Origin of the sequence: Bhargavaea sp. CC-171006 (assembly GCF_009761675.1) — a bacterium.
GTDB lineage: Bacteria > Bacillota > Bacilli > Bacillales_A > Planococcaceae > Bhargavaea > Bhargavaea changchunensis.
Window position 1 is genome coordinate 62,686 of record NZ_QUZH01000003.1, and the last position, 26,198, is coordinate 88,883.

The window sequence follows — 26,198 nt, forward strand, 5'->3', positions numbered from 1 at the left end:
AGCATGCCCTCTTGCATGCTTCGTTCTTGTAAGTTCCGGAAGTACACTTTCTCCCTAAGAAAAACCGTTTTTCTAAAAAACACCTTCCCGCTCCATGATGGTAATAATAAATTACTGCAACAGGCAGGGTTCTCTTCCAATCTATGCTACGATAGGGAACATATAGAGTCAGGAGGGAAACGCCATCAAAAGAATGGACCCGCAAACCCAGAATTTACTTCTTGAAGCGATGCTGGACGGCAGCCAGACAGCCGCTTTAATCACGGATCCTTCACAGGAAGATCATCCGGTCCTCTACGCCAATAAAACGTTTGAAAAACTGACCGGATATAGCCCGGAAGAAACGATCGGCCACAACTGCCGATTCCTTCAGGGGCCTGACACCGAGCTGAAAGACGTGCAGAAAATGCGCGATGCAATTAGAGATGAACACTCTGTCACCGTTACATTGAAGAACTATAGGAAAAACGGCACACCATTCTGGAACCGGGTCAATATCGAACCGGTCCGTACGGGAGGACGCCTTTTCTTTATCGGTACCCAGACCGATGTCACAGTCGAAGTGCAGCAACGAAAGAGTCTGGAGGAGAAGGAACGGGAGATCGAGCGCCTGTCCCTGCCTGTTCTGGAAATCGATGACGGCATCGCGGCCATTTCCCTGAATGGTGAAATGGGTGTCGAGCGCTATCGGCGTCTGACCGTCAAACTCAGCGAATATGTCCAGCAACATCATTCCCATTCGGTCATCGTGGATATTTCAGGGCTATACTGGGACGAGGACACGCCGGTGTTTGACCTGCTCCAGCTCCAGGATGTCCTGAGACTGATGGGATGCCAGCTGTTCGTCACCGGCATTTCCCCGAAAGCGGCACGCGATATCGGATCGGAAGTGGACAAGGACCGCAAGCTGATCGCTTTCTCCTCATTTAAACAGGCCGTGGTCTCTGCGAAAAGAGCCGGTTCCTTTTCCTGACTCGTAAACACGCAAAGCCCCTTCCGGCAGTTGCCGGAAGGGGCTTATTCGAAATTATTGAGTGACAGCAGCTTTTTCGCGGACTGTCTTGAGCGCGCCTGCCCAAGCATTCACTTCGTCAAGCATTGCAGTGACGTTTGTAAGGTGCAGTTCAGCCGGCTTGAACTCGGAGAAGTTTTCGAAGTCTGTGAACAGCGAGAGTGTAGGGTGCGTGCGCACGTCTGCCACTTTCAGTTCGCCGAGGATGCCGCGGAGGTGTTCCGCTGCACGCGCGCCGCCAGTTGAACCGTAGCTCACGATTCCTGCAGCTTTGTCGTGCCATACTTCACGTGCGAAGTCGATTGCGTTTTTCAGAGCGCCGGAGAGGCTGTGGTTGTATTCCTGAACGACGAAGACGAAGCCATCGAGGCTTGCAAGCTTTTCGTTCCATTTCGCGATTCCCGGTTCCGAACCGTCAGTAGTGCCGAGGAACGGAAGCTGGTAGTCAGCGATGTCCACGATTTCGTAGTTTGCGTCGCCGCGGCCGTCCGCGATGCCTTTTACCCACTGACCGACCTGAGGGCTTACACGACCTTCGCGTGTCGAACCAAGAATAATACCAATGTTGAGTTTTTCTGCCATGTTGTTTGGCCTCCTTGTTGTTGGTTACTTTACGTTACTTACTATACATTGGTTTCATCTCGGAATCAAGACTTTTTATCTCGAATTCCATCTTTCTCTTCGATATTTAATTATTTTGACAAACCAATCGGGTTTGATAGGATGAAATCATCTTAGTTTTGGAGGCGAATGCCATGTCAGAAGAACTGATTGCCCGTTATGCGAGCGTCCCGACTACAGCGGTTTCGGATGCAACCGGCGGGCTGAACAATATGGACTCTATGATCAAGCCGCTCCGGGAGGAATACCGGATTGCGGGACGCGCCGTCACGGTGAAGCTTCCCGGAGGCGATAATCCGGCGATGCTCAAAGCGATGCGGACGGCCAGCCCCGGTGATGTACTTGTCGTGGATGCAAAAGGTGACTTGGCGAAAGCGGTGGCCGGGGATTTTGTCGTCGGCATGATGCAGACACTCGGCCTTGCGGGGCTCGTCGTCGACGGTGCCATCCGCGATGTCCGTGATATCAAGGCGCTCGGCTTCCCTGTTTTTGTCCGGGGAACGACCGTTGCCGCTAGCAGCAAGACAGGTGCCGGTGAAGTGAATGTCCAGATTTCCTGCGGCGGAGCGGCTGTCCGCCCGGGGGATCTCATCATCGGCGATGCGGACGGCGTCACCGTCGTTCCGCGAGAGCAGGAACAGGAAATCTTGCAGGGAGCCCTCGCCAAACTGGAAAAAGACGACGCACGCGAACGGGAAGTTGCGGGAGACATTGAAGCGGTGCGCCGCTATCTGGACCAGGCAGCTTCCAAATAAACAAGCTGTGCGGCATATACGCCGCACAGCTTTTAATTTTTCACGAATACGTTTTTGTACGCCATTTCATCTTCTTTTCCAAACACATTAAAGACGATTTGGCTGAACCGGTCAGGATGGCTGGCGAGCCAGCCGCTTACCGTTTCCACTGCCACGCTTGCGGCCTCTTCCTTTGGGTAGCCGAAAGCGCCCGTTGAAATCGCACAGAAGGTGATCGTCTTGATCTCCTCCACTTCTGCAGCGGCCTCAAGGCAGGATATGTAGCAGGAGGCGAGTTGTTTCTCCTCTTCCTCTGTCGGTGTCCGGCCACCTTCAATGATGGGACCGACCGTGTGCAGGACAAACCCCGATGGCAGGTTATAGGCCCTCGTCACTTTGGCGCCTCCCGTTTTTTCCGGTTCTTGCTGCATCGCCATGATCGTATTGCAGTCCTCCCGCAACTCCGGTCCGGCGGCAGAATGAATCGCGTTGTCGATGCATTCGTGGAGAGGCTGCCAGCAGCCCAGTAGCTGCTCGTTTGCTGCGTTGACGATGGCATCCGTATCAATCAGCGTGATATCTCCTCGCCAAAGCGACATTTTGTCCGCATGCTTTACGGAAGTCCCCGGGAACTCGTCCGATGTCATTGGCAGTGACGATGCCTCGGCCACTCCCCTTTCCTTCAGTTCAAGCTGCAGCAGCCCATCAAGATTGTTCAGGAAGTCAGGTTCCATCGGATATGGCGGTCTGATGTTCAGCAGTCCCCGGAGCAGCTTGCGCTTTTCTTCGTAAGACTTAGGAATTTCTGCGCTTTCCGGCATTTCCGGCTCCCCGAGCAGTCCTTCGATCAAACTTTCCGTGACCCGGACGCGCTCCAGCGGATTGACCGGATCGATCGGAATGGACCGTTCATGAAGGTGAATGGCCGGGCCGTATTCTTTAATCGTCAGTTGTGCCATGTTGATCAGCTCCCTCTCGTGAATCCATTTATCTTCCTTGCTCATTTTCCACGCCGGGACGGCAGCTCCTCCCCAAAATCCTAAAAAGACTCCGGACAGATACACATCAATCGTGATGATAACCACTTAACCTTTATACGGGTTTTCTCCCGTTTCCAACAATGCCTTTAATCCTTGGAACATCAGGTCCCAACCGTGTTCCGTACTGTCATGATACTCTTTGCGAAATCCATCATCCCCTTGAGGGATCGTAGCTTTCGATAAACTCGACAAATTTCCTTACCGCCTTCAGTTTCAGCGATTTTTCGTGGTAGAACATCCACGAGCCTCTCCTGATCAGTTGCCCCTCCCGGTCTTTCAACTCGGTCTTATGGATATCTTCCATGTTACGGACGACGAGACTCGTGACGATCGAGTATCCCAGACCGTTCCTGATCATTTCCCTGCAGCTTTCTGCTTTGTCCATGACCATTGAAATCCTCGGAACTTCACGGAAGTTCACGTCCCACCATGAGCTGATCATCGTATCCAGCTTTATGTCCTTTTTATAGTCGATCCGCGGCGACGCAGGCAATTCTGCAAGCGGAATCGGCTGTTTCGATGCGATACAGAGCGTTTCTTCAAAAAGCAGATGTTTTCTTCCCTGCCACTGATAATCCCCCCTGATGAAGCTGACATGCACATCGTCATTCCGGACCTGGTCATACATGTCCCTGCTCCATCCGGTGGTAATCTGGAAATCCACTTCCGGATACTTTTCCTTGAAGGCGCGGATGACATTGAAAAGCAGGAAACTGGTCAGGAAATTGGAAACGGCGATCTTGATCGTCCCTTTGACCTCTTCTTCCATATTCCACAGCGTGTCCTTCATCACCTCATACTCCTTCAGGATGGACCTTGCACTATCGGCAAGGTACTCACCCTCCGGAGTAAAGTGAATTCCCTTCTTTCCCCGGAAGACGATCCGCACATCAAAGCCGGCTTCCATCTGCTTGAGCCGCTTGGTGATCGTCGACTGGGAAAGCTGCATGTTTTCAGCAGCTTTCGTGATATTCAGATGCCTGGACAGCTGGTCGAGAATTTCCCAGTCCTGATTGTTCATCGCTTCTCCTTTCAAAAAATCAGTTTGGATACATATACGGCCAGTGTGACGCTCAATGCGCTGAGCGCAGTCGTCACTAGAACAATCTGGCCGGCCAATTCGGGATAGTTATTGTATTCCAGCGCGAATTGGGCGCTGTTCCGGGACGACGGAAACGAACTGGCGATAAAGAGAGCCTGTGCCACGATCCCGTCCAGTCCGAGCAGAAAGATGATGCAAAGCGATACGGCAGGATTCATCAAAAGCCGGCCTATACTGCTGGCAATGATCACTTTATTTATTTTCCCGATTTTGATGAAAGCTACCTGTGCGCCGAGGGCCAAGAGTGCAACTGCAAGAAAGGCATCCGCTGACCGTTCAATCGGCTCCATGATAAAGAACGGCAGCCCGATATCCAAGCTTTTCAGAACCAGTCCGAGAAGCAAGGCATGCAGTACCGGCATCTTCAGGAATTCACGGATCGCCTTTACCCCGCCGTGCCGGGCGGACAGCGAATTGTACAGCCCATATGTATAGGTGATGAGGTTCTGGATGATCATCACGATCACCTGTACCGCGACTCCGACCGGCTGGCTCTGGAACACCAGCTGGCTTACCGGAACGCCGTAATTGCCCGAGTTCATCAGGACCACGCTGTTCTTGAAGGTGGCGTCCATGCCCCTGTCCAGTTTCAGAAGCCGCGACATGCCCGAGGAGATTCCGGCCATGACCGCCGCAACAAGCAGCTGGACGATGACGATAGTGAAAAACATGTCGCCCGTGATCTGACTGTCGTAGACATTAATGAATGCAACGACCGGAAGAAAATAGTAGGTCAACAGCTTTGAAAGTGTCGACAGATTCAAGTTGAATATTCTGTGCATCATGGCACCTGCCCCGATCAGGACAAAGACGGGAGCGATGACTTTCAGGAGGATGGTGAACAATATCTCCATACGGAAAACCCCAGTTCATTCTATAAGTCTTGTTTATTGTGGTGTGCATGTTCTTCTTTCATAAAGTCGATGAACGCGCCGACCAAACTGATTTCTCGGAACTCCCCCGGATAATACAAATAGATGCCCGAGGAAATCGGCAATCCGTTCCGGCTGGTAATTTCATGGCGGTGCAGCTGGTCGCTGTCACCGATGATCATCTCCGGCAGAATGGCGTAGCCGACACCGCTCTTCACCAATTCCTTGGCCGTGTCCGCTTTGTCTACATGAAATCCGGTCTTAGGCGGATCACTGAAATTCTCAGCCCACCACTGCTCCGCCAGTTTCTCGGAATGATGCTCCGTCTGGTATTCGATTCTTGTCAGATTAGGCAGCTCTTCTTTCCGGATTCTTCCCGTCGACACGGCGACAAGCGGGTCATTCATCAAGAGTTCGGCCTGGTGCACCCAGTTGAATTCGCCGTTCACGATCCCGACATGCACCTGCTTGTCGTTCACCATGCCAATGATTTCTTTGCTCCACCCAGCGTACACCTGGTAGTTAATCTGCGGATACTGCAGGCGGAACCGGCTCAACAAATGTGGCAGGCGATTCCTTGAAAAGTGATTGGACACCCCGATTTTCAGCGTTCCGGCCACCTCGTTTTTCATCCGAATAACGTTTTTTCGGATCTGGGCAAAACGGTCAAGCATCCGGTCCGCCTGGCCGGCCAGGTACTCGCCCTGCTGAGTGAAGCTGACTCCCCTCCTGCCCCGTCGGACTATCTCCGTTCCGAACGCCTCTTCAATCTGTTGGAGCCGCTTGGTCAGATAAGGCTGGGAGAGATATAGCTCTTCTGCTGCTTTTGTAATATTGCGGTGGGCAAACAGCGTCTTCAAAATCAACCAATCCCGCTCTTCCATTGCGCTCATCCCCCGATTCTTCCTAGCTTTTTCATTATAATCTCCACAGTGACATAATTAAAATACCGTTTATTCATCAATAAGCATGAATAATAGGAATGACTAAAACCCGACCCGGCATTTGCCGGATCGGGTTTTCATTGTTCTTCAATTGTACGCACACTTAAGTAAAGTCCCGGGGAATCTCAACTTCCCAAGTCTTGTCGAACACTTCCTTATCGCCTTCATAGGCGGTCAGGCGGTTCGTCAGGTAATAGTTTTTCTCGTCAGCGGTCATGACACTCTTCGTGACCAGATGGGTCTGCCAGTCTCCCCGGCCGACATCCAGCGTCCAGTCGCATTCGACCTTGGCACTGAGCGGGTCTCCGCCTCGGATCGTATAGACGTTGCGGTTTGTGCTGCCGTATTCCAGTCCGTTGACATGCAGGCGGCGCGAACCTTCATCGGAGAAGTCATCAAGCGTCCAGATGTCAGTGACCACATCATGCTTGATCTCGCGTGTACGGCCGGCCTCCCGTAGGATGTCTTTCGTCAGGACAGGAGCGGTTTCGGCAGGAGCGAACGGCTTCAGTTCCGCATCAATTGCCTTTTCCCCGCGGACCGGAAGCGAGAGGTATGTGTTCTCTGAGGGGTAGACGGTGAGTGTCGCTTCTTCCGGCGACGGCCAGGCATGCGGCCAGTAGTTCGGTGAAATGGCAAGTTTCCACTGGTGCCCCTTGGCAAGCGTGTAGCCGATGACATCCATTTTCACGTCAACTTTGTACTTCTTGCCCGGCTCCAGCGCTTCCGGGAATTCATCGTTGTCACGATGGGACAGGTTCAGCATCCCCCATGTCACCCGTGTGGATGAACCGTCCGGAGCAACGTCGTTCAGGCGGACCGCGATCAGTGCATCCGGTTTGTCGGAAGACAATTCCACGCTGAAGGTCGGGTGTCCGAGAATCGGCGTGTCCTGCTTAACCGGTTCAGATTCAAATACCACGGCATAGCCGTTTTCATTCCGCTGGTCGGCAGGCAGATCACCCGGCTGCCCGAACGGACAGTAGACACCCGCGTGCATGCCGTGCTGCTGGACGCTTCCGACCCGAATGTCCGAGCAAGCTTCCGGTTGCAAGATCAATTTGTTTTCACCCAGGTAAAGACGCTGGTCATTGATCGCTGCAGGCGGCCACTGTTTTTCAGCGATCCAGTGACCCGGCCGGTAGTCATAGCTTGTCTGCGGCGGCACGCTGTCCTGAAGGTAAGCCCGGAGCATCGGCTCTTCCATGATGCCGGTGTCCTCCCCCTTCAGCCACTGATCCCACCAGCGCAGGCATTCCTGGAGAAATCCGATCTGAGGGCCGGGCACGGCCATCTCCGGATACTCATGCGCCCACGGCCCGATGAGGCCCTTACGCGGTACTTCGAGATTTTCGAGCATTCTCGGAATCGCATTTGGGTAGCCGTCCGCCCATCCGCCGACCGCAAAGACAGGGATTTCAATCGCCTGATAGTCCTCATTGACAGAACCGTGTTTCCAATAGGCGTCGCGGCGCTGATGACGGACCCATTCCTCGACGAATGGCGGAGTGTTCTCCATGCGTTCCAGCCAGTTCGACTTCCAGGACTCGCCGACCACTTCGGGATCTTGCGGCCGGGCGTTGTAGGCGAACATCGTCGAGGCCCACCAGAGCATGTCCGATGCCAGCATGGCACCGCCTTTGTAATGGACATCGTCCGCATAACGGTCGTCCGTCGAGCAGATGGTGATGATCGTCTTCAGCTGTTTTGGACGGCGTGCAGCCACCTGCAGCCCGTTAAAGCCTCCCCACGACTTACCGATCATCCCGACACTTCCGGTCGACCATGGCTGCTGTTCAATCCATTCGAGGATTTCCAGCGCATCGTCCTGTTCCTGCTTCAGATACTCGTCATAGAGGATGCCGTCCGAATCACCGGTCCCGCGAATGTCGACGCGGATGCTTGCATAACCGTGCCCTGCAAAATACGGGTGCCGGAGCGAGTCACGCAGTGCCGTGAACTCGTTTTTTCTGTATGGCAGATATTCGAGGATGGCCGGAACCGGATTTTCCTCTGCCCCTTCCGGAAGCCAGATCTTGGCGGACAGCTTTGTCCCGTCCGACATCGGAATCCAGATGTTGTTCAGTTCTTTTATTTTATGGGGAAATTCGTCCCGAACAGAGCGGTTTGTTTCTCGTACGTTAAATACCAACGGTTATTCCTCCTTGGAAGCCTGAGTGATTACATACCCTGATTTTTTCGGGAAGTCCTTCTTGAGCCACCTGACCAACGAGACAATCAGCAGAAGGTAGAACAGGAAGATCGGGACAGACACCACGACTGCCGATGTCTGGACAACCCTTAATCCGCCGACAAGGAGAAGTGAAATCCCCATCACCGCGAGCACGCCGCCCCAGATCATCCGGTGCCAGCGGGCCGGCTCCTGTCCCGGACGCATCTCTTTCGTCGCGATGGCCGCAAGGACGTATGTCGCCGAGTCCAGCGAGGTGGAAAGGAAAATCACGGCAAGGACAATGAAGAACGGCAATACGATGGCACTGAGCGGCAATGAACTCAGAATCTCGACAACTGCTGCGTCGCCGCCTTTTTCCGCAAGAATATCGGTCAGGTTCAGTTTGCCGGTCAATTCGGCATTCATCGAGTAGCCGCCAAAGACCATGAAGTAGATCCATGCCCCGATCGATCCCCATAGAAGCATGTGCATGATCAATTGGCGGATGGTCCGGCCCCTTGAGATCCGCGCAACAAACAGTCCCATGAATGGCGCCGTAGCCGCGAACCAGGCCCAGTAAAAGACTGTCCACGCCTGAGGGAACCCGCTTTGCCCGATCGGGTCCGTATAGAAACTCATCATGGCGAAGTTCTGGATCATCATGCCGAAACTGTTCGTGAAGTAAGTCAGGATAAACAGTGTAGGACCGGCAAGGAGCACGAAAATCGCAAGTGCAAGAGCGAGGTAGACGTTCAGGTCGCTCAGGCGGCGAATCCCTTTATGCAATCCGAGATAGGCACTTGCCGAGTAAACCACAGTGATCAGGATGACCAGTATGGCATCCAGCATCAATGACGGTTCGAGTCCGAACACTCGGGCGACAACCTGAGACACCATCGGCACGCCCAGTCCGAGCGTCGTTCCCAGTCCGCCGATCAGGCTCCAGATCACGAGAATATCGATCACCTTGCCCAGCCAGCCGTCTGCGTATTTTCCGAGCGCACCGCGAAGCGCAACGCTCATCTTCAGCGAAGGCTGCTTCCTGATGAAATAGGAATAGGCAATGACAACTGTCGGGAATGCGTACAAGGACCATGCGGAAATTCCCCAATGGAACAGCGCATAAGTTAGCGACCACTCGGCCGCCGCCTGGCTGCCGGGTTCAATTCCGAATGGAGGTCCGGAGTAGTAGTGGAGCGGCTCCACCATGGACCAATACATGATACTTGTCCCCATCCCCGCCGTGAACAGCATCGTGCCCCAGCTGAATGTCGAGAACTCCGGCTTTCCATCGCCCAGCCTAATCTTTCCGAAGCGGCTGAACGCCAGCCAGATTAATAATACAAACAGGCCGATCGTGAGAAACTGCCAGGCCCAATCCATTTTAAACGTGATGCCGGTCATGATCTGATCTAGTACCGGCTCTGCACTTTCCCTGAATACTACCAGGGACACCGTGGCCAATAGGACGACAATAATCGCAAACCAGAAGATAAATGAATCTATCCGTGCTTTCTGCACCCAATCACCTCTCAAATGTTTTTAGGTATCCAATTGCCGATACGTATGTGAAGTCACACTTGCAATCAGAAAGAATTACAATCATGATATATAAAGTAATCATGATTATTTTTGTAACATTGATTATGCTAACATATGATAAGATGGTTTGCAAAAGCGCTTTCAAGATTTTTTCAGTTACGGAGGTGCCGGTCCGGTATGACAAACAAGCAATTACAGAAGAGCCGGATGTGGAAGTATTTCATTGAAGCGACAGTGGAAATCATCCATGAAGAAGGGATCGACAAAGTGACGATCCGCAAAGTGGCAGACCGAGCCGGTTATAATAGTGCCACTCTATATAACTATTTCAGCGAACTGTCCCATCTGAAGTTCTTCGCAGCGATGCGGCTGCTGGGTGGTTATATCGAAGAAGTGACTGCACGGATGGATGACGCGGAAACACCGCTCGACAAGTATGTGATCGCCTGGGAATGCTTTATCCGCCATTCCTTCAGATCACCCAAACTTTTCAACGCGGTATTTATCATGGACCTCGGAGACCAGCCGGGAAAACTCATGGAGCGCTATTATGAGGTGTACCCGGCAGAACTGGTCAATGTCCCTGACGAACTCCAACCCACCCTGTTTGAACGCAGTGTGATGAAGCGGGGCAAGTCCATGCTTCAGATGGCTGCCGAAGAAGGCCAGATTCCGATGGCACAGATGAATCCGGTCAATGAAAAGACGAACCTGATCTGGCAGGGCATGATGACGAGCATCCTCAATAACCGCCTTGACTACGATATTGGGGAAGCGGAACGGAATACCATGAAGTATGTTCGTGAAATTATCGAAGATGCCCGGAAATCAATCCAACCGTCATGACCAAACAGGCCCGACCCGGCATTTGCCGGATCGGGCCTGTTTGTCTTTTTATCAGGTACGGTCCCAGAATCGTTTCATCGCAAGCGCTTCGATGTACTGGTCTGCAAAATCAGGATTGTTTTCCGCCATGACGACGCCGTCCAGGTTGTTGGCTTCGGTGCTCATGGCGTATTGGGCGGCACCGGCACCAACGGCGATCGGCTTCATGAACATGTAATGCATCTTGAAGAAGTCCATCGCGCCCTGGTCGAACTTAAGCTGATTCATCTTCGCTTTGCCGCCGACGAGGTAGACTGAATCATAAAGCGTCGGGTGGACGGTCAGGAACGTGTTCGTCGGGGTCAGCTCCATGCCGTCTTTCCCTTTGACCGGCGAGAGCGTCTCGGAGACGATATCGATCACCGCTCCGACGCCTTTCAGTGCAGCCAGGGCCTTGTCGACTTCTTTCTCGTCGAACCCATCGCCGATGACGACTGCGACTCTGGAAGTTATTGCAGAGTGCGGCGAATTCAACTGGCTCAGGGACGGATAGCTTTTTTCATAGTCGACATGCTTCGTTGCCGGTGGGGTCACGCCGACGTTTTGCGCAAGCATCGCAGCAAAGTCGGTGTCGACATTCGCGAACATCTCCACCGTCTTCTGACGGATTTCCTTATTTTTCACGCCGCCGACGTGGAAGCTGAACGACTCGATCAGGTCCTGCTTCTCCGGCATCGACAGGCTGTTCCAGAACATGCGCGGCTGGGAGTAGTAATCCTGGAAGGAATCGCTCGGGTGCTCTCTCGTCACATAGCCTTCGACCTTCTCCTGGTAATTCTCGTACCCTTCCGGCGCAGGAGTCTCGTGAGGGGTGCCGTCCGCCTGCATGTTGTTGTGGAAGTGGACGTTGTCCTGCTCGATCGGATACTTCAGATAGCTGTCGCGCAGGTTGTGGTTCACATCAGAGATCGGGCGGTTGATCGGCAGCTCCTCGTAGTTAGCGGAGTGGTGGCGGTGCAGCTCCGTATCGCGGTAAGCGAACGAGCGGCCCTGCAGCACCGGATCATTCGTGAACTCGATGCCCGGGACGAGGTTCGCCGGGTTGAATGCGGACTGTTCCGTTTCGGCGAAGAAGTTGTCCTGAAGACGGTTCAGCACCATCTTGCCGACGACCTTCGGCGGCACTTCCTCCTCCGGCCACAGCTTGGTATCGTCCAGAATGTCAAAGTCGAACTTGAACTCATCTTCCTCATCAATCAGCTGGACGCACAGGTCATATTCCGGATACGCGCCGCTCTCAATCGCTTCGATGATGTCACGGCGGTGGAAATCCGGGTCAACGCCGCCGATGATATTCCCCTCATCCAGCGTGACAGAGTGGACGCCAAGCTTCGGCTTCCAAATAAAGCGGACAAACGTGGACTTGCCTTTTTCATTGATCAGCCGGAACGTGTTGACCGGGAACCCTTCCATCATGCGCCAACTGCGCGGGCGGCCGCGCATCGACATGAGCCACATGACCATATGCGCCGACTCCGGGTTGCTCGTGACATAGTCCCAGAAATTATCGTGCGCGACTGTGGCCTGCGGCATATGCTGCTTGGGCTCCGGTTTCGCTGCGTGAGTCACGTCCATGAACTTCATGGCATCGGCCAGGATGAACACCGGGAACTGGAGCGCCAGCATATCATAGTTGCCTTCTTCGGTGTAGAACTTCGTGGCAAATCCGCGGATGTCGACCGCCGTGTCCTTGGAACCGCGATTCCCGACAAAGTTTGAGAAGCGCACGAAGACCGGTGTTTTCTTGCCCGGCTCCAGGAATTTCGCCATCGTGTAGTCCTTCATCGATTCCGTCGCCACGAATTCCCCGTGGACACCGTAGCCCCGGGCGTGGACGACTTTCTCAGGGATCCGTTCACGGTTAAAATGGGACTGCTTTTTGTAGAAGTGGAAATCCTGCATGAGGAGCGGGCCGCGCTTGCCCGCTCGAAGTGTTTTCTGGTCATCCGCAACTTTACTGCCGTTGATGTCGGTCATCGGCTTACCCGTGTTCTGCCTCCTGAACTGCTCAAGCTGCTTGTCTTTTTCATTGCCACCGTTTTTCTGATCCATGTTTTCACCCTTTTCCAGTAATCATTTCGTTCAGTAGACGAGGACTCCCGTTTACGTGACCCCCCACATCTGGTTCTCTTCCCTTTTCCCTATAGATTGATAGTTTCAAACAATAACGGTTGATTGATTCTGAACGTAATTTAAAAGGCGGCCCGAAGATTTTCTTCGGGCCGCCTTTCACGTCATGAAATTTTATCGTGGGTTCTGTTTTCCTGGGATTGGTTATAATACTGGACGCTGGTCATCGCACCTTCCGACACCATTTCCGCATCATCGATGTCGGCCGGCTTGCCAAGCTCTTTTTTGTAATCCGGGTTGAACACACGGATTGCCTCGTCAATTTGTTTTTTGACATTTCTTCTGTTTTCTTCATTTGTGAGATACGCTGCCCCGGCAACCAGTCCGGCTGCGCCCACCAACTTTGTCAGTTTCCCCATTCATCTCAGCATCCTTTCCTGCCCATCTGCCAATCATTTTAAATGATTGAAAGCCAATTACTCTATTCCCTTATCTGCTGCTCCTTAAACAACGCAACCGGCCGTAGCAGTGAGCCCGATTGGTTCCCTTTGGAGTAATTGAACAAAGCCTTGGTCAACCAGACGCTGAGATGCCTTCCAATTTCTATCCAAAAAGCCACCATCCGCTTGAGGATGATGGCTTTTGTTCTGAACGTATGTGATTTAGACCATGCTTGGTTCTTTCGTTTCTTTACGGATTGTCTTAAATGCCGTTGCCCATTCGTTGACTTCACCGAGCATCGTATTGACGTTCTCAAGATGCAGCTCGGCCGGCTTGAACTCCGTAGCATTCTCGAAGTCGGTAAAGAGCGAGAGGGTCGGGTGCGTCCGGACATCGGCAACAGACAGTTCACCGAGGATGCCGCGAAGGTGTTCCGCTGCACGCGCGCCGCCCGTCGAGCCGTAGCTGACGATGCCTGCCGGCTTATCCGCCCACGCTTCCCGCGCCGTGTCGATTGCGTTTTTCAGGACGCCTGAAATGCTGTGGTTGTACTCCTGGACGACGAAGACGAACCCATCAAGGCTTGCGAGCTTCTCGTTCCACTTTGCGATGCCAGGCTCCGAACCGTCTGTCGTTCCGACAAACGGGAGCTGGTAGTCTTGGATGTCGATGATTTCATAGTTGGCATCATTGCGACCTTCCGCGATGCCTTTGAGCCACTCACCGACCTGAGGGCTCACACGGCCTTCGCGTGTAGAGCCGAGGATGATACCGATTTTGAGTTTTTCCGGCACTACTGGTGCCGCTTCCTGTTTTTTGCCGAATAGTTTAGAGAAAAATCCCATGATGATCACTCCTGATTAATTGTTTCCAAAGTCTGAGAAACGAATTTACATTGAGCCGACCGCTTTCCGGACAGCCGGGGCGACCTCGGTGGCGAGGAGCTCGATGCTCCGGGCGACCTGCTCATACAGCTGGCCGCCGATGTCCAGCTGTGCGAGGAAGCGGGTATGGCCAAACAATTCATGCTGGCGGAGGATCTTCTCCGTCACTTCTTCCGCGCTGCCTACAAATAGTGCATGGTCCGGTCCGGTGACTTGATCGAAGTCCTCACGGCTCATACGGAAGGCCATGCCCCGCTGGCGGTTTACCTCTGCCCAATATCCTGAGTAGTACGGATAGAATGTGTCCCGTGCGGTTTCCCCGTCTTCTGCAAGGAAGCCGTGTCCGGTGACGCCGACACGGAGTGAATCCGGATCATGCCCTGCCGCCGCGCCCGCCTGCCTGTACAGATCCGCGAACGGCTTGAACCGGCCAAGCGGTCCGCCGAGGATGGCAAGTGCCATGCCGGCACCGAGCCTTCCTGCACGGACCGCACTTTCAGGTGTTCCGCCGACGCCGATCCAGAACGGGATTTCCGGCTGGACGGGACGCGGTGCGATTTCCGCGTTCCGGAGAGGAGAGCGGAAACTCCCGCTCCAGTCCACGACTTCGTTTTCATTGAGCACACTGAACAGTTCCGCGTTTTCTTCGAACAGTGCATCATAATCCGCCGTATCGAAACCGAACAGAGGGAACGATTCAATAAAGGCCCCGCGGCCGGCCATGACTTCTGCCCGTCCGTCCGACAGAAGGTCGAGTGTCGCGAAGTCTTCAAAAAGCCGGACAGGATCGACGGTACTGAGGACGGTCGTCGTGCTCGTCAGCCGGATCTGTTCCGTCGCCTGTGCGACCGCAGCGAGGACAACCGGCGGCGCGGAAACGGCATAGTCCAGCCGGTGATGTTCTCCGACGCCGAACACATCGAGGCCGAGCCGGTCGGCCAGCTTGGCCGCATCGATGATTTCCTTCAGCCGCTGGCCGGCGGAAAGCGTCTTTCCGGTATGAGGGTCCCTCACGATATCGCCGAGCGTGTAGATGCCGATCTCAAATGCCGGCTTTTCATTTGATGGATTCATCTTCCTGTTTCACTCCTGAATACAACGGGGCCATGGCCACATCTAGCAGATCCCCGCCTAGAAAATTGTTCTCAAGTTACTTTTCGTAATCAACTATATTTTAATATCTCGATTTCGTCAAGTCTATTGTGCTGAAAAATGGGGCCACAAAAAAGCCGCCTCCGATTTTTAAGTGGCTGCACATCGTTACGCGGCTGATTTGTGATAACGGCCACTGATACGGAATATGGGCGGTGCGTTTGGAGTACGTGCCCAGCAGTTGGAGTAACGCCGGTACATTTGGAGTAAAGGGCCCCGCGTTTGGAGTAACTCCGGCCCATTTGGAGCAAGCGCCCCGCGTTTGGAATATCGGCGAAACAATAATCTATACACCCGGCCCGGTCATGATTAAAATGACATAGTTGAATTCATGCAGGAAGGTTGAGCGGTTTTGCTGAAATCATATGCCTGGCTGACTTTTTGTGTACTGGTATGGGGAAGTAACTTCGTCTTCGGCAAAATGCTGGTACAGGACTTTTCCCCTGCCGCACTGACGATGCTCAGATTATTGTTCATCATTCTTTTTCTTGTCGTAATCTCCTTGCCTCGGAAGCGATTGCCTCGTTTGTCCGCGCATGACTTCCTGGTGGTCGTGATTCTCGGAATCATCGGCGTATTCATCAATCAGTGGTCCTTCTTCGAAGGGCTTCAAACTGCCGATCCTACCACTTCCGCGCTGATCCTGGCCACCGCTCCCGTGCTGACCGGATTTCTGGCTGCTGTCTTTCTGAAAGAAAGATTAACGCTCCGAATGATTGCCGGCTCATGCATCGCCATATTGGGCATCTTCTTTGTAGTGGCCCAGGGGAATATGTCGTCAATCCGGATTGACCCTGGCCTTTACTGGATCGTCATCACGATGGTGACGTTCGCCATCATGGTGATCGTTACCCGGCTCCTTTCCAACAGGGTCGATCCGCTGACGCTCACCCTTTATTCGAATATCGTCGGATGGGCGGTGTCGGTTCCATTTGTCTTCATATTGGATCGCCCGCTCAAGGTCAGCACGGAATGGTCCCATTGGATGCTGCTGATTGTGACAGCGGTTGTCGTCCACGGCGCGGCCAATCTCATCTGGAATCAGCAGATCCGGTACGTGGATGCCTCAAAAGCATCGATTTTATCCAATCTGGAGCCGTTTGTGGCAATGGTCATGGGCCTCATCCTTTTGGGCAATCCCATCACCGGCTACCAGGTCCTCGGCTCCCTGTTCATCATCGGGGGTGTCCTTTTGTCGACGTATCAGTGGAGAGTGCGACTGAAAAGCAAAAAGTGACGGCGCGTCACCGTCCACAAGAAACGCCCGGCCTGGGAAACCCGGCCGGGCACTTTTCTGTCTAACCGATCTTCGTCAAGGTTCCGAACAATGTCGTCCGGTTGTCCCCGTTGTTCTCAAAACCGATCATTTCTTTCTCGTCACAGAACAGGACGTCCCCTTCGGTGGCCATCACTTCCTCCCCGTCTACGGTGAATGTGCCGCTCCCTTCGATCACGACCAGATACAGTTCCTTTCCCGGATGGCTGTGGGCTTTCATCACCTGGCCTGGAGAAAAGTTCAGTGTGAATGCCGTGCTGTGCCCGTTTTTCATGAAATCGACTTTCGTAAACCGGTTGTCGTCATACTGCTGAAATGCCTTGAGCGCCTGATGGTCCATGTGCAAGCCTCCTTCAAAGTGTTGGTATTTGTACTATACCGTTGTCGGAAAGATCGAAAACCTGATGACCTTGTATATAATGGAGCAAGGGGAATGTATAGGGGGGCCACGGATAGAAGGGGGCATTTCATGATGGCGGGCTTTGAAGTGTTTATTTTCATCGCATTAGGTGCAACACTCCTAATGGTGATCGCGTCGATCGTTCTTCAAAAATCAATGCCGGAGAAGAAAAAACAATATCTGAGATTTGGTTTTCTGGGTCTGCTGATCCTGAGCTTAGGAATTTTTATTTTTAGTTTCTATATCGGAGGTTGGCAGGGGATCGGTTATGGCTTTATGGCCATCTCGATTCTGGTCGGCACTTTATTGGGTGGACTGATTAACGTGGTTACAGATTTCATGAGACGCAGCAAATTGATTAATAAACAAGAATAAACCTCCAAAACCATTATTGGTTTGAAGGCACTGCAAAGGGACCCTCTTTCAAAATATCCAGGGTTCCTTTTTGAATGCCGCAAGTTGCCTGACGGCCTGGCGGATCGCTTCCCCGCCAGGCGGCAGGCCGACCGTTCCGCGGGAGCGTTGCACAGATCGGTCATCATAACGGACCGTCACCTCATATGTCCTGCCCTCCAGAACCGGCGAACCTAAATCCGTTTTCCACTCACTGATCGTGAATTCGGTACTGAGGGAATCGAGGAAGGACGCCGTTTTTTCGGGATCGACGTTGTACTCATCCTTTATGTGGCGCATGCCGCGTTCGTTTTCCCCTTTAGTCGAGAGGACTTCATGGACAATAAGGCCGTCCCTGGTGATCCTGACGTCGTGGACGCGTTCCTGATTTGGCAGGAGCGGGCCGCTTTCGGTGGTTTCAATACGGATTTCGGTGATCACGGACAGGCCTCCTCTTTTTCTCAAACTGCTGACTTTCTTTTTATGATGTTCAGGTTGTTCCATCCTTTTCCGTAAGCCATCGCCATCAGGCCCAGCACCAGCGCATAAAACAGGAACTTGGACAGTTCCTCCTGTTCGGCTGTGCCGGATTGCAGACCGTCGGACAGGTAGAAGACATTCAGCATTCCATGCAGGATGGCGGCTGGAATGACTGACCGGCCGGCTTCTCTGACGTAGGTGAGCGTCATGGAGACCAAGAACAGCAGACCGATGTAAGTTGTGATTCCCGTCCACAAATCCCCATACCCTTTATAAAAAACGGCAATCGGCAAGTGCCACAGCGACCAGGCTGCAGCTATGATGACAGCCGTCCTGAACAGGGGATGGTTTTTCCGCAGATGGTGATGAAAGTTCCCGCGCCAAACCACTTCTTCCAATAATGCGGACAAGGTCGCAACGGTCAGGCCGATCACGAACAACAGACCCAGTTCCTTCTCCTGCTCAAACAGGAACTGTATGCCATGATAGCTGAGATAGACGTGAAAAGTGATTCCCAACAAGACCGGAAATAATATAGAAAACAACATGCTCTTCAAGTTCGGACGGAACAGTCCCAGTGTGGATCTGACCGGGAGTTTACAATAAACAGCCTGATATGCTAAAACGACGATCAGCGGGACTGCCATCACCGCTCCCAGAAACGCGCGTCCGTCCTCCAAATTGACAAGGACCGCATGGACAAGGAAAGTGACCAAGAAGATGAAGGCTATAGACGTTCCAACAATATTCTTCCGGTTTTGCTTCACCCACCCACTCCCTCTCAGCTACTCTTCAGCAATCTTATCCAACACAGTATTCATTACGGAGTTTGCCTCCTCGTTTACATTCTTTCCTTAAGTGGTGCCTGCCTCCAACGCTCCCATTGCCCTCTTTTTCATTTCTTCCACATCCACCGTCTGCCGTTTTCCGGATCCCTCAAGCACACAGCGTTGGACGGGCAGATTCAGGATGCGGTTCATGAACCCCAGTTCGTCCGGATAATCCACTATCAGCTCTCCTGTTTCAGGATAGCCGTGCTCCTTCTGCCAGTCGATCAGCCCTCTGCAGAAGTTGGGGTTATTGGGGATCTCAATCTGGTCAAATAGATTTTCCGGCAGCAGATGTCTCGCAATGTGATAAAGGCCGTGGGCTTCCGTGCACAGGCTTTTGTAGAGTTTCGGCCTGTCCACTCTCCTGGAAGTCTTACAGACATTGCCCAATGCTTCTGTAGCCCGATCTGCATCCCGGTCCGCAATCGCCAACAGATATTCCATGATCGCTTTTTCCCACAGGCCTTTTTTCTGGCCTAGCAGTTTCGTCCCTTCCGTATAAGCCGCATCCAGCCATTCATCATTCCGGTACCATAAAGCCATCAATAAATTACTTGTTTTCACAAAAGGCGGATAGCCGTTCTTGCCCAGACCCAGTTCTTCCGGTAAACAGGCTTCAACCGTCTCCACGTGATTGGAGGCCATGGCGTCCAAGACCTTCCAAAAGTTCCCGCTGTGGTCATATCCTCCAGAGCTGAATTTTGAGAGTTCATGCTTGCTGTTGTGGTAAATCGCGTTATGGAGCATTTCGTAGTCCTGTTTCTGAAAGGCCAGATATAACCCGGTCAGATATGGATTTTGCAAAAGATATTTATAGCCGAATGGATCGATTTCTTTCCCGGCTTCCGTTGCTTTTTCGTGAAGTCTCTTATAGGTTTCTTTCTGTTCTTGCAGATACTCCTCTAAATCCTCGTAGGTATACAGGTATTCTGTCACTTCCGGGTCACGGTATAGCTTCAGGTATTCTTTAGCGATCTTCTCCAATGGTCTCCCCCTTTCCGCTTGAGCCAGTCTTCTCCCATAGCGCAAGATCTTCTTTCAGGATGGAATACATGTAAAGGTCGTCGAATTTGCCCCGCCCGTATTCATAATGGCGCAGGAGCCCTTCCCTCAGGAATCCGTTTTTCTCGACCAGCCGGAGGGAAGGTTCGTTTTTAGGTTCGATCAGCGCCTCGATCCGCTCCAGCCTCAGTTGGTCGAATCCATACCGGACAACCGCCTGCAGCGCCTCGCTTGCAATCCCTTTCCCCCAATGCTCCCGGCTGAGTTCATAACCGATTTCAGCCCGGAAATGCTTGGGCTCCCGGTTATGAAAGCCGCAGCTTCCGATCATTTTTCCGGTCTCCATGAGCGTGATGCCCCACCGGATGCCGCTGCCTTCTTCGACAAGGGATCGGTACCAATGGATTTCATCCAGTACGTCCTCCGTCGTTTGGAAAGGTTCCATGCCGGTATATTCCATCACTTCAGGATCCGACAGGTAGCGCAGCATATCGTCTGCATCAGCGGGAGTGGCTGCCCTCAAGTGCAGCCTTTCAGTCGTAATAACAGGAAACGGTGCTTCCATTTTTGTTACCTCCCAATAAAATGGCCGGTCCCATTGATCCGGGCCGGCCTTCTGTTATCTGTGCTGGTCCACCAGAATCGGATTACCGTCCGGGTCTTCGATCACGAAGTGGGCCGGTCCTTCAGATGATGGGTCAGCCTCCGTGATAAACTGCATCCCCTTTGCCTTGAGCTCTTCCTGAAGTTCCCTGACGTCCCTGAATGGATTCACTTCTTCGGCACTACTGTTCCATCCCGGGTTGAACGTCAGCATGTTCTTCTCGAACATCCCCTGGAAAAGTCCAATCACGCAGTCTTCATTTTTCAGAATCAGCCAGCCGCTTTCCTCGTCTCCGCCGAGCGCGGAAAAGCCGAGCTTCTCATAGAATTCCTTGGATGCCTGAAGATCCTTTACGGTCAGGCTAAGCGAAAATGCCCCGATTCCCATTGGCAAGTCCTCCCCCGGTTTCATGGTTGGATTAATTTCCGTGTACACTCTTCAAATAACGTTTCCTTGTTCCGTAAGGATCCGTATGGGTCAAGCTTTGCTTTTGCAGATCGATGACCAACTCATCGTTCAAATATCTTCCCTTGAGCCTGATCTGCCGGCTGTCTGCAATGACGGGTATGACTTCACAGTTGTAGACCACTCCGTACATCTTCAGCAGGGCGACAAATACCCGGTCCCCTTCCGAAAAGATGCTCAGCTGCCCCTGATCCGAGTGATACATTCCGATAATGGCCGCAATCAGCCGCTCATCCGGAACGATGGTAGCCGGCGAAGGGAGTGCACAATCTCTCTGTTCAAATACAACAGAGGCAATGTCTTTTGCGATCCGGTCTACCGGGGTCAAGCCGAAATTGCTCAGAACGATAACTGCCAACTCTTCTTCCGGGTAACGAAGGTAATACGACGCGAAGCCGTTTACGTCACCGAAGTGTTCCCAGCGGGTGCGCCTGCCCCCATCTTTTTCTTCGTCCGTAAAGAACCAGTGGTATCCGCACATATCGTTGTGCCGGGTGAACATCTTCACGAACGGTTCCCGACCGAAAATGCTTTCCCCATCGAGGGCCTGGTCCCAGACGAGCAGGTCTTCTGCAGTCGAATATATACTGTACGCACCAGTCGCCACTGTCATGTCGATCCACTCTGCACGCCTGATGTCCCGGTCGAGCGAGTAGCCCTGGGCATACTGGCTAATGACCGTCCTACCGCCATCACTGCCGGTGTTTTTCATGCCGAGCGGCTTAAATACCTGTTCTTGCATATAATCTCCGTAGCTGAGACCGGTCACTTTTTCGATGATGGCAGCCAGGATCGTATAACCGGAGTTCGAATATCCGGCCTGGCTGCCGGGCCCGAATTCCGGAGGCAGTTCTCTAATGGCTTCCATCAACGTTTGCATCGTGGCCGGCAGTCTCATCATCCGTGTCCAATAGTCCGGATGTGAAGCAAAATCGGCCACGCCGCTCATATGGGAAAGCAGCTGATGGATGGTGATTTTGTCGCCTGCCGGAAAATCACTGAAGAAACGGCTGATCGGGTCTTCCCTCCGAAGAACGCCCTTCTCCTCCAGATGAAGGATCGCCATCGCAGTAAACGCTTTTGACAACGATCCGATTTTGAACCTGGTGTTGGAGGAGTTAGGGACACCAAACCCATGATCCGCCATGCCATAACCTTTGCAAAAGACGGTCTTTCCCTGATGCCGGACCGCAATGGCGCCGCTAAAATAGCCGTGCGCATCCAGCGAATCTACATACTTCCTGATTAATTCTGTTTCCATAAAATCCTCCGGGTTAGTTCCAGAACCTTCATTCAAAGTCCCGTTAGGTAAAGTAAAAATCTTATAGTCGGCTTAAATGGGTGTCCTTAAAACGGGTCGGATACTTGAGTCCATAGCCGAGCATCCGGTCCATCCCGATATGGGCCAGCCAGATGAGGCCGATTGCCAGAATGCCCCCGCTGTTAAAGAGGAGCCCTGCGATGATCAAGATGATCGGGACAGAAGTGGTGTGAAAGTAGTTATACATCTTGGCGCCTGTCTTCAGATCGACCATGTACCCGAGCGCGGCAAGATCCGGTGCGAAAAGCAGGATGAAAAACATCGGCCAGCTCAATGAATGGGAAGCATACAGGTACAGGGCAAACAGCAGCATGGCCAAGCCTTCGACATGCAGAAGAATCCTCACCATGACGCCTGCCTCCTGTCAGTCATGCGGCAGCCGTATTGCCTGCGGATATCAAAAAGCAGCCGGATCAGGCTCGGGTAATACGGGATGAACGTGCCATTCTCGATCATCTCTTCAATTTGATCGGCTGTTGCCCATTTGACGTCGCGGACTTCTTCGTATTGCAGGGTGACTTGATCCAGGTCGATCTCCTTTTCGATCAGATAGATGTCATTGAACCCCCGTTCGAAGTTGATGGTCAGCTGAGGCCTGACGTTTTTCAGGTCCAGGCGGATCCCCAATTCCTCCTCGAGCTCCCTTGCCACGGCAGCCTGGCTGCTGTCCCCAACTGTTGCGCTTCCCCCGGCAGTCAGGTCCCACATGTCCGGCCAGCTGTCCTTGAACGGTTGCCTCTGCTGGATCAGCATCTTCCCTTCACGGTTGAAGATGCACACATGAACGACCAGATGAAGGTCCCCCTCTTTGAATTCGCCGCCGCGCGTCATCGTCCTGCCTGTTTTCATTCTTTCCGCATCATAGATGTCCCACAGCTCCGCCATGTCATCGCCCCTTAGTCCCCTGTTTATGGATCAATTTCTGACGCTCCAGTAGATCTCTGTCCGGTCGTCGCAGTAGAAGCCTTCCAAGTTACAGTCTTGGACGATCCGCTCCAGCCTCTTTTTGTCATTTGAGCAGATCATTGAAAAATGGCTGTCCCAATGGGTCGTGATGAGAAGAGATTGGTCATGCGTAAATAGATTATGTCTTTCCAATGTGTCCCCTGTGATCAGATCGTCGATGTATTCAAGTTTCCGCTCCGTGCAAAATTCGTCACCAACCCAGAGCCACTCGTACCCCTCTTTACTCACTGCTCCCAATACGTCATTGATCAGCAGCTCCGGCAAGAACCCTTCAGTTGGCGGAACCAGACGGTGCTCCGCGCACACTGCAAAGACTCTTTCAGCAAGCTGTTCGTCAGCATATTTTTCTTTTAGTCCGCTGATCCCAGTACGAAGGCCGATATCCAGTTGGCGAACCGATTTTATTCCGGACAGCGCTAGAAACTCCTGCCACCCGACAGCTTCACAGTGCCGCATGATCTCTTGCTTTCCCAGTCGAGGGTCTGAAAAATACTGTTCAAGCGGTAAGGTCACCGGCTTGATGAACGGATGGAAGAAGATAAAGACATCACTGAAAATATCCTGATAGAACGACTTGATCGGGACCTCATTATTTGAACAGACCGCATACCTATGCGGTGGCGGCAAGTGCCTGACTTCTTCCTCCATCCGGTTCCCCCTCTTTTCTGATAGGTAATATCATTTTCAGCCCAAGTCACTGTACGATTTCTTATCGTTTATTTAGAGACATCACATTATCCGCAATGTTCATCGATTGCCCGGATTGCCAATTCCAGCGATTTCAGCCTTCGCTCAAGAAGAGTCCGCTGGGGGCTGCCGGTCTTTGAATTAGCATATGCCTTCTCGACGGATGGAATCAGACCGCGGAGCACATCTCGGGCTTTTGATAATGCCTCTTTCCCGTATGGATAAGGCTGCCGGTTCCAAGTGCTCTCCAAGACAGCCAGCCCGATCCTCATCGCATGGAGCCGCTTCTCGATCAGGGTCGTATGGGCGCCTTTTTCCTTCATCTGCGCCAACCCCTTTTCCATCTTGCGGATGGTTGATTGGAAAGACTGGATGGACTCCGTTCTGACGGTTTCCGTAACGCTATCCAAACCGGCACCCCCTCTTCTCTAGTAATCTATTCCAATTATCACACAACCACAAATCCAGTTGAAGACGGACCAATAAAAAAACGAACCCCATTGCTGGGGCTCGCATCAGATGACAATGTCTAAAAGTTCTTCTAGCCTACTGATTTCATACGTGGGAACAATCGGTGTTTGGTTTTCCTTGTTGGCCGGATTAAACCAACACGTGTCCACTCCAGCGTTCAGTCCGCCCTGAATATCAGAAGTCAGAGAGTCTCCTACCATCAACACGGAAGAGCGGTCCGTGACCTGTAGCTGCTCAAACGCGTAATCAAAGATCTCTTTTTGTGGTTTCCGGAATCCCGTCTCTTCCGAGATGATGATCTGCTCAAACGCATCTTTGAATGGGGATTGCCGGATTCTGGACAACTGCACATCCTTGAAGCCGTTTGTAATGATGGCCAGACGCTTGTGGGACAAGGCTTCGATGACCTTCTCGGCTCCGGGGACCAGATGCATCTGTTCACCAAGAAAACCTAAGTAATCCTGATTAAAAACGACTGCATCCATATCCAGCTCATGTTCCAGAAACAATCTCCTGAACCGTTCAGACCCCAAGTCACCCAGGCTAAGTTTTCCGTTTTCCAGGTCGCGCCACAGGCCCTCACTGATTGTCCGGTAGCTATTCCTGTATCGCTCAAGACCATCAGGCAACTCATATTTGCCGAACACACTGCCGAATGCCGCCTGCTCGGACTTGTCGAAGTCCATAAGTGTGTCATCCACATCGAACAAAATCACATCATACTGTTTCATACAAGTCCCCCCCTTTTCGCCTGTTCGCTATTGCCAATCAAAATGAAAAAGCCTTCTCATTCAGAAAAGGCTCTTTACTGCTTGTCCGATCAGTCTTCAGATTCAAACTGGTCCAGAAGTGCCCGTACTTCATCGGTCGATTTTGTCTGCATTAATTGGTTCCTTAACGAGCCGGCACCGTGGAATCCTTTGACGTAGATCTTGAAGAAGCGGTGAAGGGCGGTGACGGAGCGCGGTATTTCCCCAATGTATTGATCGTGCAGGTCAAGGTGCAGCCTTAGGAGGTCCAGGTATTCCTTCGTGCTGTGCTCCTTCTGCTCTTTCTCGAAGGCAAACGGATTCTTGAAGATGCCACGGCCGATCATGACGCCGTCCACGCCGTACTTCTCCACGAGCTCAATGCCCTTCTGGCGATCAGGGATATCCCCGTTGATCGTCAGCAACGTATCGGGCGCTACACGGTCACGCAGTTCCTTGATTTCCGGAATCAGTTCCCAGTGTGCATCAACCTGACTCATTTCCTTTCTCGTACGCAGGTGGATCGAGAGGTTCGCGATGTCCTGCTCCAGGATATGCGCCAGCCATTCCTGCCACTCATCGACCTCATTAAAGCCAAGACGGGTCTTCACGCTGACAGGAAGACCGCCAGCTTTGGCCGCCTGGATCAGTTCCGCTGCTGTGTCCGGCCGCAGGATCAGTCCGCTGCCCTTCCCTCTTGTCGCCACGTTCGGTACTGGGCAGCCCATATTAATATCAAGGCCGCTGAATCCCATCTCCGCCATGCCGATGCTCATCTGACGGAAATACTCAGGCTTGTCCCCCCAGATATGCGCCACCATCGGCTGCTCGTCTTCCGTGAACAGCAGGCGGCCGCGAACGCTATTGATTCCCTCCGGATGGCAGTAGCTGTCCGAGTTCGTGAACTCGGTGAAAAACACATCCGGCCTGCCGGCGTCGGCGACGACATGGCGAAACACCACATCCGTCACATCTTCCATCGGGGCAAGCACAAAAAATGGCCGTGGTAAATCACGCCAGAAATTTTCTTTCATTTCTTACTCCAGTCCTCTCGTTGCGGATACAAGTAAACGCATAACCAT

29 protein-coding genes are annotated in these 26,198 nt (G+C 52.6%); 5 read left to right on the plus strand and 24 right to left on the minus strand.

Going from position 1 to position 26,198, the window contains the following annotated elements; translation table 11 throughout:
- Positions 1–193 precede the first annotated feature (193 nt).
- Positions 194–973: a YtvA family blue-light photoreceptor gene (gene ytvA, locus DZC51_RS00715; protein ID WP_157293437.1), complete on the plus strand. Its 780-nt coding sequence runs from the start codon at positions 194–196 to the stop codon at positions 971–973.
- Between the two features lie 54 nt (positions 974–1,027).
- Here ytvA and DZC51_RS00720 read toward each other — a convergent pair whose 3' ends face one another.
- Complete coding sequence (locus tag DZC51_RS00720) at positions 1,028–1,594, minus strand: NADPH-dependent FMN reductase (protein ID WP_157293438.1); 567 nt, start codon at positions 1,592–1,594, stop codon at positions 1,028–1,030.
- Between the two features lie 173 nt (positions 1,595–1,767).
- Here DZC51_RS00720 and DZC51_RS00725 point away from each other — a divergent pair, with 173 nt between their 5' ends.
- Complete coding sequence (locus tag DZC51_RS00725; RefSeq protein WP_157293439.1) at positions 1,768–2,388, plus strand: RraA family protein; 621 nt, start codon at positions 1,768–1,770, stop codon at positions 2,386–2,388.
- Between the two features lie 32 nt (positions 2,389–2,420).
- On the opposite strand, the gene DZC51_RS00730 is transcribed toward DZC51_RS00725, so the two are convergent.
- The 6 genes from DZC51_RS00730 to DZC51_RS00755 all read right to left on the minus strand — a co-directional run bounded on the left by DZC51_RS00730 (position 2,421) and on the right by DZC51_RS00755 (position 10,019).
- Positions 2,421–3,326: a protein-ADP-ribose hydrolase gene (locus DZC51_RS00730; protein ID WP_157293440.1), complete on the minus strand. Its 906-nt coding sequence runs from the start codon at positions 3,324–3,326 to the stop codon at positions 2,421–2,423.
- A 232-nt stretch (positions 3,327–3,558) separates the two neighbouring features.
- Positions 3,559–4,428 carry a LysR family transcriptional regulator gene (locus DZC51_RS00735; RefSeq protein ID WP_157293441.1) on the minus strand — a complete coding sequence of 290 codons (870 nt, stop codon included), beginning with the start codon at positions 4,426–4,428 and terminating at the stop codon, positions 3,559–3,561.
- Between the two features lie 11 nt (positions 4,429–4,439).
- Entirely contained in the window at positions 4,440–5,363 is a 924-nt protein-coding gene (locus tag DZC51_RS00740) for an AEC family transporter (RefSeq protein ID WP_157293442.1), read from the minus strand.
- A 20-nt stretch (positions 5,364–5,383) separates the two neighbouring features.
- Positions 5,384–6,274: a LysR family transcriptional regulator gene (locus DZC51_RS00745; protein WP_157293443.1), complete on the minus strand. Its 891-nt coding sequence runs from the start codon at positions 6,272–6,274 to the stop codon at positions 5,384–5,386.
- A 154-nt stretch (positions 6,275–6,428) separates the two neighbouring features.
- Positions 6,429–8,477: a CocE/NonD family hydrolase gene (locus tag DZC51_RS00750; protein ID WP_157293444.1), complete on the minus strand. Its 2,049-nt coding sequence runs from the start codon at positions 8,475–8,477 to the stop codon at positions 6,429–6,431.
- Positions 8,478–8,480: 3 nt separating this feature from the next.
- Positions 8,481–10,019 carry a BCCT family transporter gene (locus tag DZC51_RS00755; RefSeq protein ID WP_157293445.1) on the minus strand — a complete coding sequence of 513 codons (1,539 nt, stop codon included), beginning with the start codon at positions 10,017–10,019 and terminating at the stop codon, positions 8,481–8,483.
- 198 nt (positions 10,020–10,217) lie between these two features.
- On the opposite strand from DZC51_RS00755, the gene DZC51_RS00760 reads away from it, so the two are divergent.
- The gene (locus tag DZC51_RS00760) at positions 10,218–10,886 is read left to right on the plus strand and encodes a TetR/AcrR family transcriptional regulator (protein ID WP_157293446.1); all 669 of its coding nucleotides are present in this window, start codon (positions 10,218–10,220) and stop codon (positions 10,884–10,886) included.
- Between the two features lie 51 nt (positions 10,887–10,937).
- Here the strand turns inward: DZC51_RS00760 and DZC51_RS00765 are convergent, their stop codons facing one another.
- The 4 genes from DZC51_RS00765 to DZC51_RS00780 form a co-directional block, all read right to left on the minus strand.
- Positions 10,938–12,977, minus strand: coding sequence for a catalase (locus DZC51_RS00765; RefSeq protein WP_157293447.1), 2,040 nt, complete (start codon positions 12,975–12,977; stop codon positions 10,938–10,940).
- 182 nt (positions 12,978–13,159) lie between these two features.
- Positions 13,160–13,414, minus strand: a complete 255-nt coding sequence (locus DZC51_RS00770) for a hypothetical protein (protein WP_157293448.1) — start codon at positions 13,412–13,414, stop codon at positions 13,160–13,162.
- A gap of 243 nt (positions 13,415–13,657) precedes the next feature.
- Positions 13,658–14,281, minus strand: a complete 624-nt coding sequence (locus DZC51_RS00775; protein ID WP_157293449.1) for an NADPH-dependent FMN reductase — start codon at positions 14,279–14,281, stop codon at positions 13,658–13,660.
- A gap of 45 nt (positions 14,282–14,326) precedes the next feature.
- Positions 14,327–15,394, minus strand: a complete 1,068-nt coding sequence (locus tag DZC51_RS00780; RefSeq protein WP_157293450.1) for an LLM class flavin-dependent oxidoreductase — start codon at positions 15,392–15,394, stop codon at positions 14,327–14,329.
- 430 nt (positions 15,395–15,824) lie between these two features.
- On the opposite strand from DZC51_RS00780, the gene DZC51_RS00785 reads away from it, so the two are divergent.
- Positions 15,825–16,709 carry a DMT family transporter gene (locus DZC51_RS00785; RefSeq protein WP_157293451.1) on the plus strand — a complete coding sequence of 295 codons (885 nt, stop codon included), beginning with the start codon at positions 15,825–15,827 and terminating at the stop codon, positions 16,707–16,709.
- A gap of 61 nt (positions 16,710–16,770) precedes the next feature.
- Here the strand turns inward: DZC51_RS00785 and DZC51_RS00790 are convergent, their stop codons facing one another.
- Entirely contained in the window at positions 16,771–17,088 is a 318-nt protein-coding gene (locus tag DZC51_RS00790) for a cupin domain-containing protein (protein WP_157293452.1), read from the minus strand.
- Between the two features lie 132 nt (positions 17,089–17,220).
- Here DZC51_RS00790 and DZC51_RS00795 point away from each other — a divergent pair, with 132 nt between their 5' ends.
- On the plus strand, positions 17,221–17,523 hold the full coding sequence (locus DZC51_RS00795; protein WP_157293453.1) for a YesK family protein: 303 nt from the start codon (positions 17,221–17,223) through the stop codon (positions 17,521–17,523).
- 48 nt (positions 17,524–17,571) lie between these two features.
- Here DZC51_RS00795 and DZC51_RS00800 read toward each other — a convergent pair whose 3' ends face one another.
- The 12 genes from DZC51_RS00800 to DZC51_RS00855 all read right to left on the minus strand — a co-directional run bounded on the left by DZC51_RS00800 (position 17,572) and on the right by DZC51_RS00855 (position 26,150).
- Positions 17,572–17,982, minus strand: a complete 411-nt coding sequence (locus tag DZC51_RS00800) for a hypothetical protein (protein WP_157293454.1) — start codon at positions 17,980–17,982, stop codon at positions 17,572–17,574.
- Between the two features lie 20 nt (positions 17,983–18,002).
- Positions 18,003–18,788 carry a CPBP family intramembrane glutamic endopeptidase gene (locus DZC51_RS00805; RefSeq protein ID WP_157293455.1) on the minus strand — a complete coding sequence of 262 codons (786 nt, stop codon included), beginning with the start codon at positions 18,786–18,788 and terminating at the stop codon, positions 18,003–18,005.
- 87 nt (positions 18,789–18,875) lie between these two features.
- A complete protein-coding gene (locus DZC51_RS00810; RefSeq protein ID WP_157293456.1) occupies positions 18,876–19,835 on the minus strand; it encodes a hypothetical protein in 960 nt (319 codons plus the stop codon).
- Positions 19,819–20,418 carry a GNAT family N-acetyltransferase gene (locus DZC51_RS00815; protein ID WP_157293457.1) on the minus strand — a complete coding sequence of 200 codons (600 nt, stop codon included), beginning with the start codon at positions 20,416–20,418 and terminating at the stop codon, positions 19,819–19,821. Before DZC51_RS00815 ends, DZC51_RS00810 begins: the two co-directional genes overlap by 17 nt.
- A 54-nt stretch (positions 20,419–20,472) precedes the next feature.
- Positions 20,473–20,844: a VOC family protein gene (locus tag DZC51_RS00820; RefSeq protein ID WP_157293458.1), complete on the minus strand. Its 372-nt coding sequence runs from the start codon at positions 20,842–20,844 to the stop codon at positions 20,473–20,475.
- 31 nt (positions 20,845–20,875) lie between these two features.
- The gene (locus tag DZC51_RS00825; RefSeq protein WP_157293459.1) at positions 20,876–22,183 is read right to left on the minus strand and encodes a serine hydrolase domain-containing protein; all 1,308 of its coding nucleotides are present in this window, start codon (positions 22,181–22,183) and stop codon (positions 20,876–20,878) included.
- Between the two features lie 61 nt (positions 22,184–22,244).
- The gene (locus DZC51_RS00830) at positions 22,245–22,592 is read right to left on the minus strand and encodes a DUF4260 domain-containing protein (protein ID WP_157293460.1); all 348 of its coding nucleotides are present in this window, start codon (positions 22,590–22,592) and stop codon (positions 22,245–22,247) included.
- Positions 22,586–23,128 carry an NUDIX hydrolase gene (locus tag DZC51_RS00835; protein WP_157293461.1) on the minus strand — a complete coding sequence of 181 codons (543 nt, stop codon included), beginning with the start codon at positions 23,126–23,128 and terminating at the stop codon, positions 22,586–22,588. The genes DZC51_RS00830 and DZC51_RS00835 overlap by 7 nt, the downstream gene beginning before the upstream one ends.
- Positions 23,129–23,158: 30 nt before the next feature.
- Complete coding sequence (locus DZC51_RS00840) at positions 23,159–23,857, minus strand: DUF2711 family protein (RefSeq protein ID WP_157293462.1); 699 nt, start codon at positions 23,855–23,857, stop codon at positions 23,159–23,161.
- 86 nt (positions 23,858–23,943) lie between these two features.
- Positions 23,944–24,306 (minus strand): hypothetical protein, encoded by a 363-nt coding sequence (locus DZC51_RS00845; RefSeq protein ID WP_157293463.1) that lies wholly within the window; start codon positions 24,304–24,306, stop codon positions 23,944–23,946.
- Positions 24,307–24,411: 105 nt separating this feature from the next.
- Positions 24,412–25,098, minus strand: coding sequence for a YjjG family noncanonical pyrimidine nucleotidase (locus DZC51_RS00850; protein ID WP_157293464.1), 687 nt, complete (start codon positions 25,096–25,098; stop codon positions 24,412–24,414).
- A gap of 89 nt (positions 25,099–25,187) precedes the next feature.
- Positions 25,188–26,150, minus strand: a complete 963-nt coding sequence (locus tag DZC51_RS00855; protein ID WP_157293465.1) for a tRNA dihydrouridine synthase — start codon at positions 26,148–26,150, stop codon at positions 25,188–25,190.
- Positions 26,151–26,198: the final 48 nt, after the last annotated feature.

Excerpts from the sequence above, each read along its gene's own strand:
- ytvA (WP_157293437.1), top strand. The coding sequence starts at position 194 with ATGGACCCGCAAACCCAGAATTTACTTCTTGAAGCGATGCTGGACGGC.
- DZC51_RS00720 (WP_157293438.1), bottom strand. The coding sequence starts at position 1,594 with ATGGCAGAAAAACTCAACATTGGTATTATTCTTGGTTCGACACGCGAA.
- DZC51_RS00725 (WP_157293439.1), top strand. The coding sequence starts at position 1,768 with ATGTCAGAAGAACTGATTGCCCGTTATGCGAGCGTCCCGACTACAGCG.
- DZC51_RS00730 (WP_157293440.1), bottom strand. The coding sequence starts at position 3,326 with ATGGCACAACTGACGATTAAAGAATACGGCCCGGCCATTCACCTTCAT.
- DZC51_RS00735 (WP_157293441.1), bottom strand. The coding sequence starts at position 4,428 with ATGAACAATCAGGACTGGGAAATTCTCGACCAGCTGTCCAGGCATCTG.
- DZC51_RS00740 (WP_157293442.1), bottom strand. The coding sequence starts at position 5,363 with ATGGAGATATTGTTCACCATCCTCCTGAAAGTCATCGCTCCCGTCTTT.
- DZC51_RS00745 (WP_157293443.1), bottom strand. The coding sequence starts at position 6,274 with ATGAGCGCAATGGAAGAGCGGGATTGGTTGATTTTGAAGACGCTGTTT.
- DZC51_RS00760 (WP_157293446.1), top strand. The coding sequence starts at position 10,218 with ATGACAAACAAGCAATTACAGAAGAGCCGGATGTGGAAGTATTTCATT.
- DZC51_RS00765 (WP_157293447.1), bottom strand. The coding sequence starts at position 12,977 with ATGGATCAGAAAAACGGTGGCAATGAAAAAGACAAGCAGCTTGAGCAG.
- DZC51_RS00770 (WP_157293448.1), bottom strand. The coding sequence starts at position 13,414 with ATGGGGAAACTGACAAAGTTGGTGGGCGCAGCCGGACTGGTTGCCGGG.
- DZC51_RS00775 (WP_157293449.1), bottom strand. The coding sequence starts at position 14,281 with ATGGGATTTTTCTCTAAACTATTCGGCAAAAAACAGGAAGCGGCACCA.
- DZC51_RS00780 (WP_157293450.1), bottom strand. The coding sequence starts at position 15,394 with ATGAATCCATCAAATGAAAAGCCGGCATTTGAGATCGGCATCTACACG.
- DZC51_RS00790 (WP_157293452.1), bottom strand. The coding sequence starts at position 17,088 with ATGGACCATCAGGCGCTCAAGGCATTTCAGCAGTATGACGACAACCGG.
- DZC51_RS00795 (WP_157293453.1), top strand. The coding sequence starts at position 17,221 with ATGGCGGGCTTTGAAGTGTTTATTTTCATCGCATTAGGTGCAACACTC.
- DZC51_RS00815 (WP_157293457.1), bottom strand. The coding sequence starts at position 20,418 with ATGGAAGCACCGTTTCCTGTTATTACGACTGAAAGGCTGCACTTGAGG.
- DZC51_RS00820 (WP_157293458.1), bottom strand. The coding sequence starts at position 20,844 with ATGGGAATCGGGGCATTTTCGCTTAGCCTGACCGTAAAGGATCTTCAG.
- DZC51_RS00825 (WP_157293459.1), bottom strand. The coding sequence starts at position 22,183 with ATGGAAACAGAATTAATCAGGAAGTATGTAGATTCGCTGGATGCGCAC.
- DZC51_RS00830 (WP_157293460.1), bottom strand. The coding sequence starts at position 22,592 with ATGGTGAGGATTCTTCTGCATGTCGAAGGCTTGGCCATGCTGCTGTTT.
- DZC51_RS00835 (WP_157293461.1), bottom strand. The coding sequence starts at position 23,128 with ATGGCGGAGCTGTGGGACATCTATGATGCGGAAAGAATGAAAACAGGC.
- DZC51_RS00840 (WP_157293462.1), bottom strand. The coding sequence starts at position 23,857 with ATGGAGGAAGAAGTCAGGCACTTGCCGCCACCGCATAGGTATGCGGTC.
- DZC51_RS00850 (WP_157293464.1), bottom strand. The coding sequence starts at position 25,098 with ATGAAACAGTATGATGTGATTTTGTTCGATGTGGATGACACACTTATG.
- DZC51_RS00855 (WP_157293465.1), bottom strand. The coding sequence starts at position 26,150 with ATGAAAGAAAATTTCTGGCGTGATTTACCACGGCCATTTTTTGTGCTT.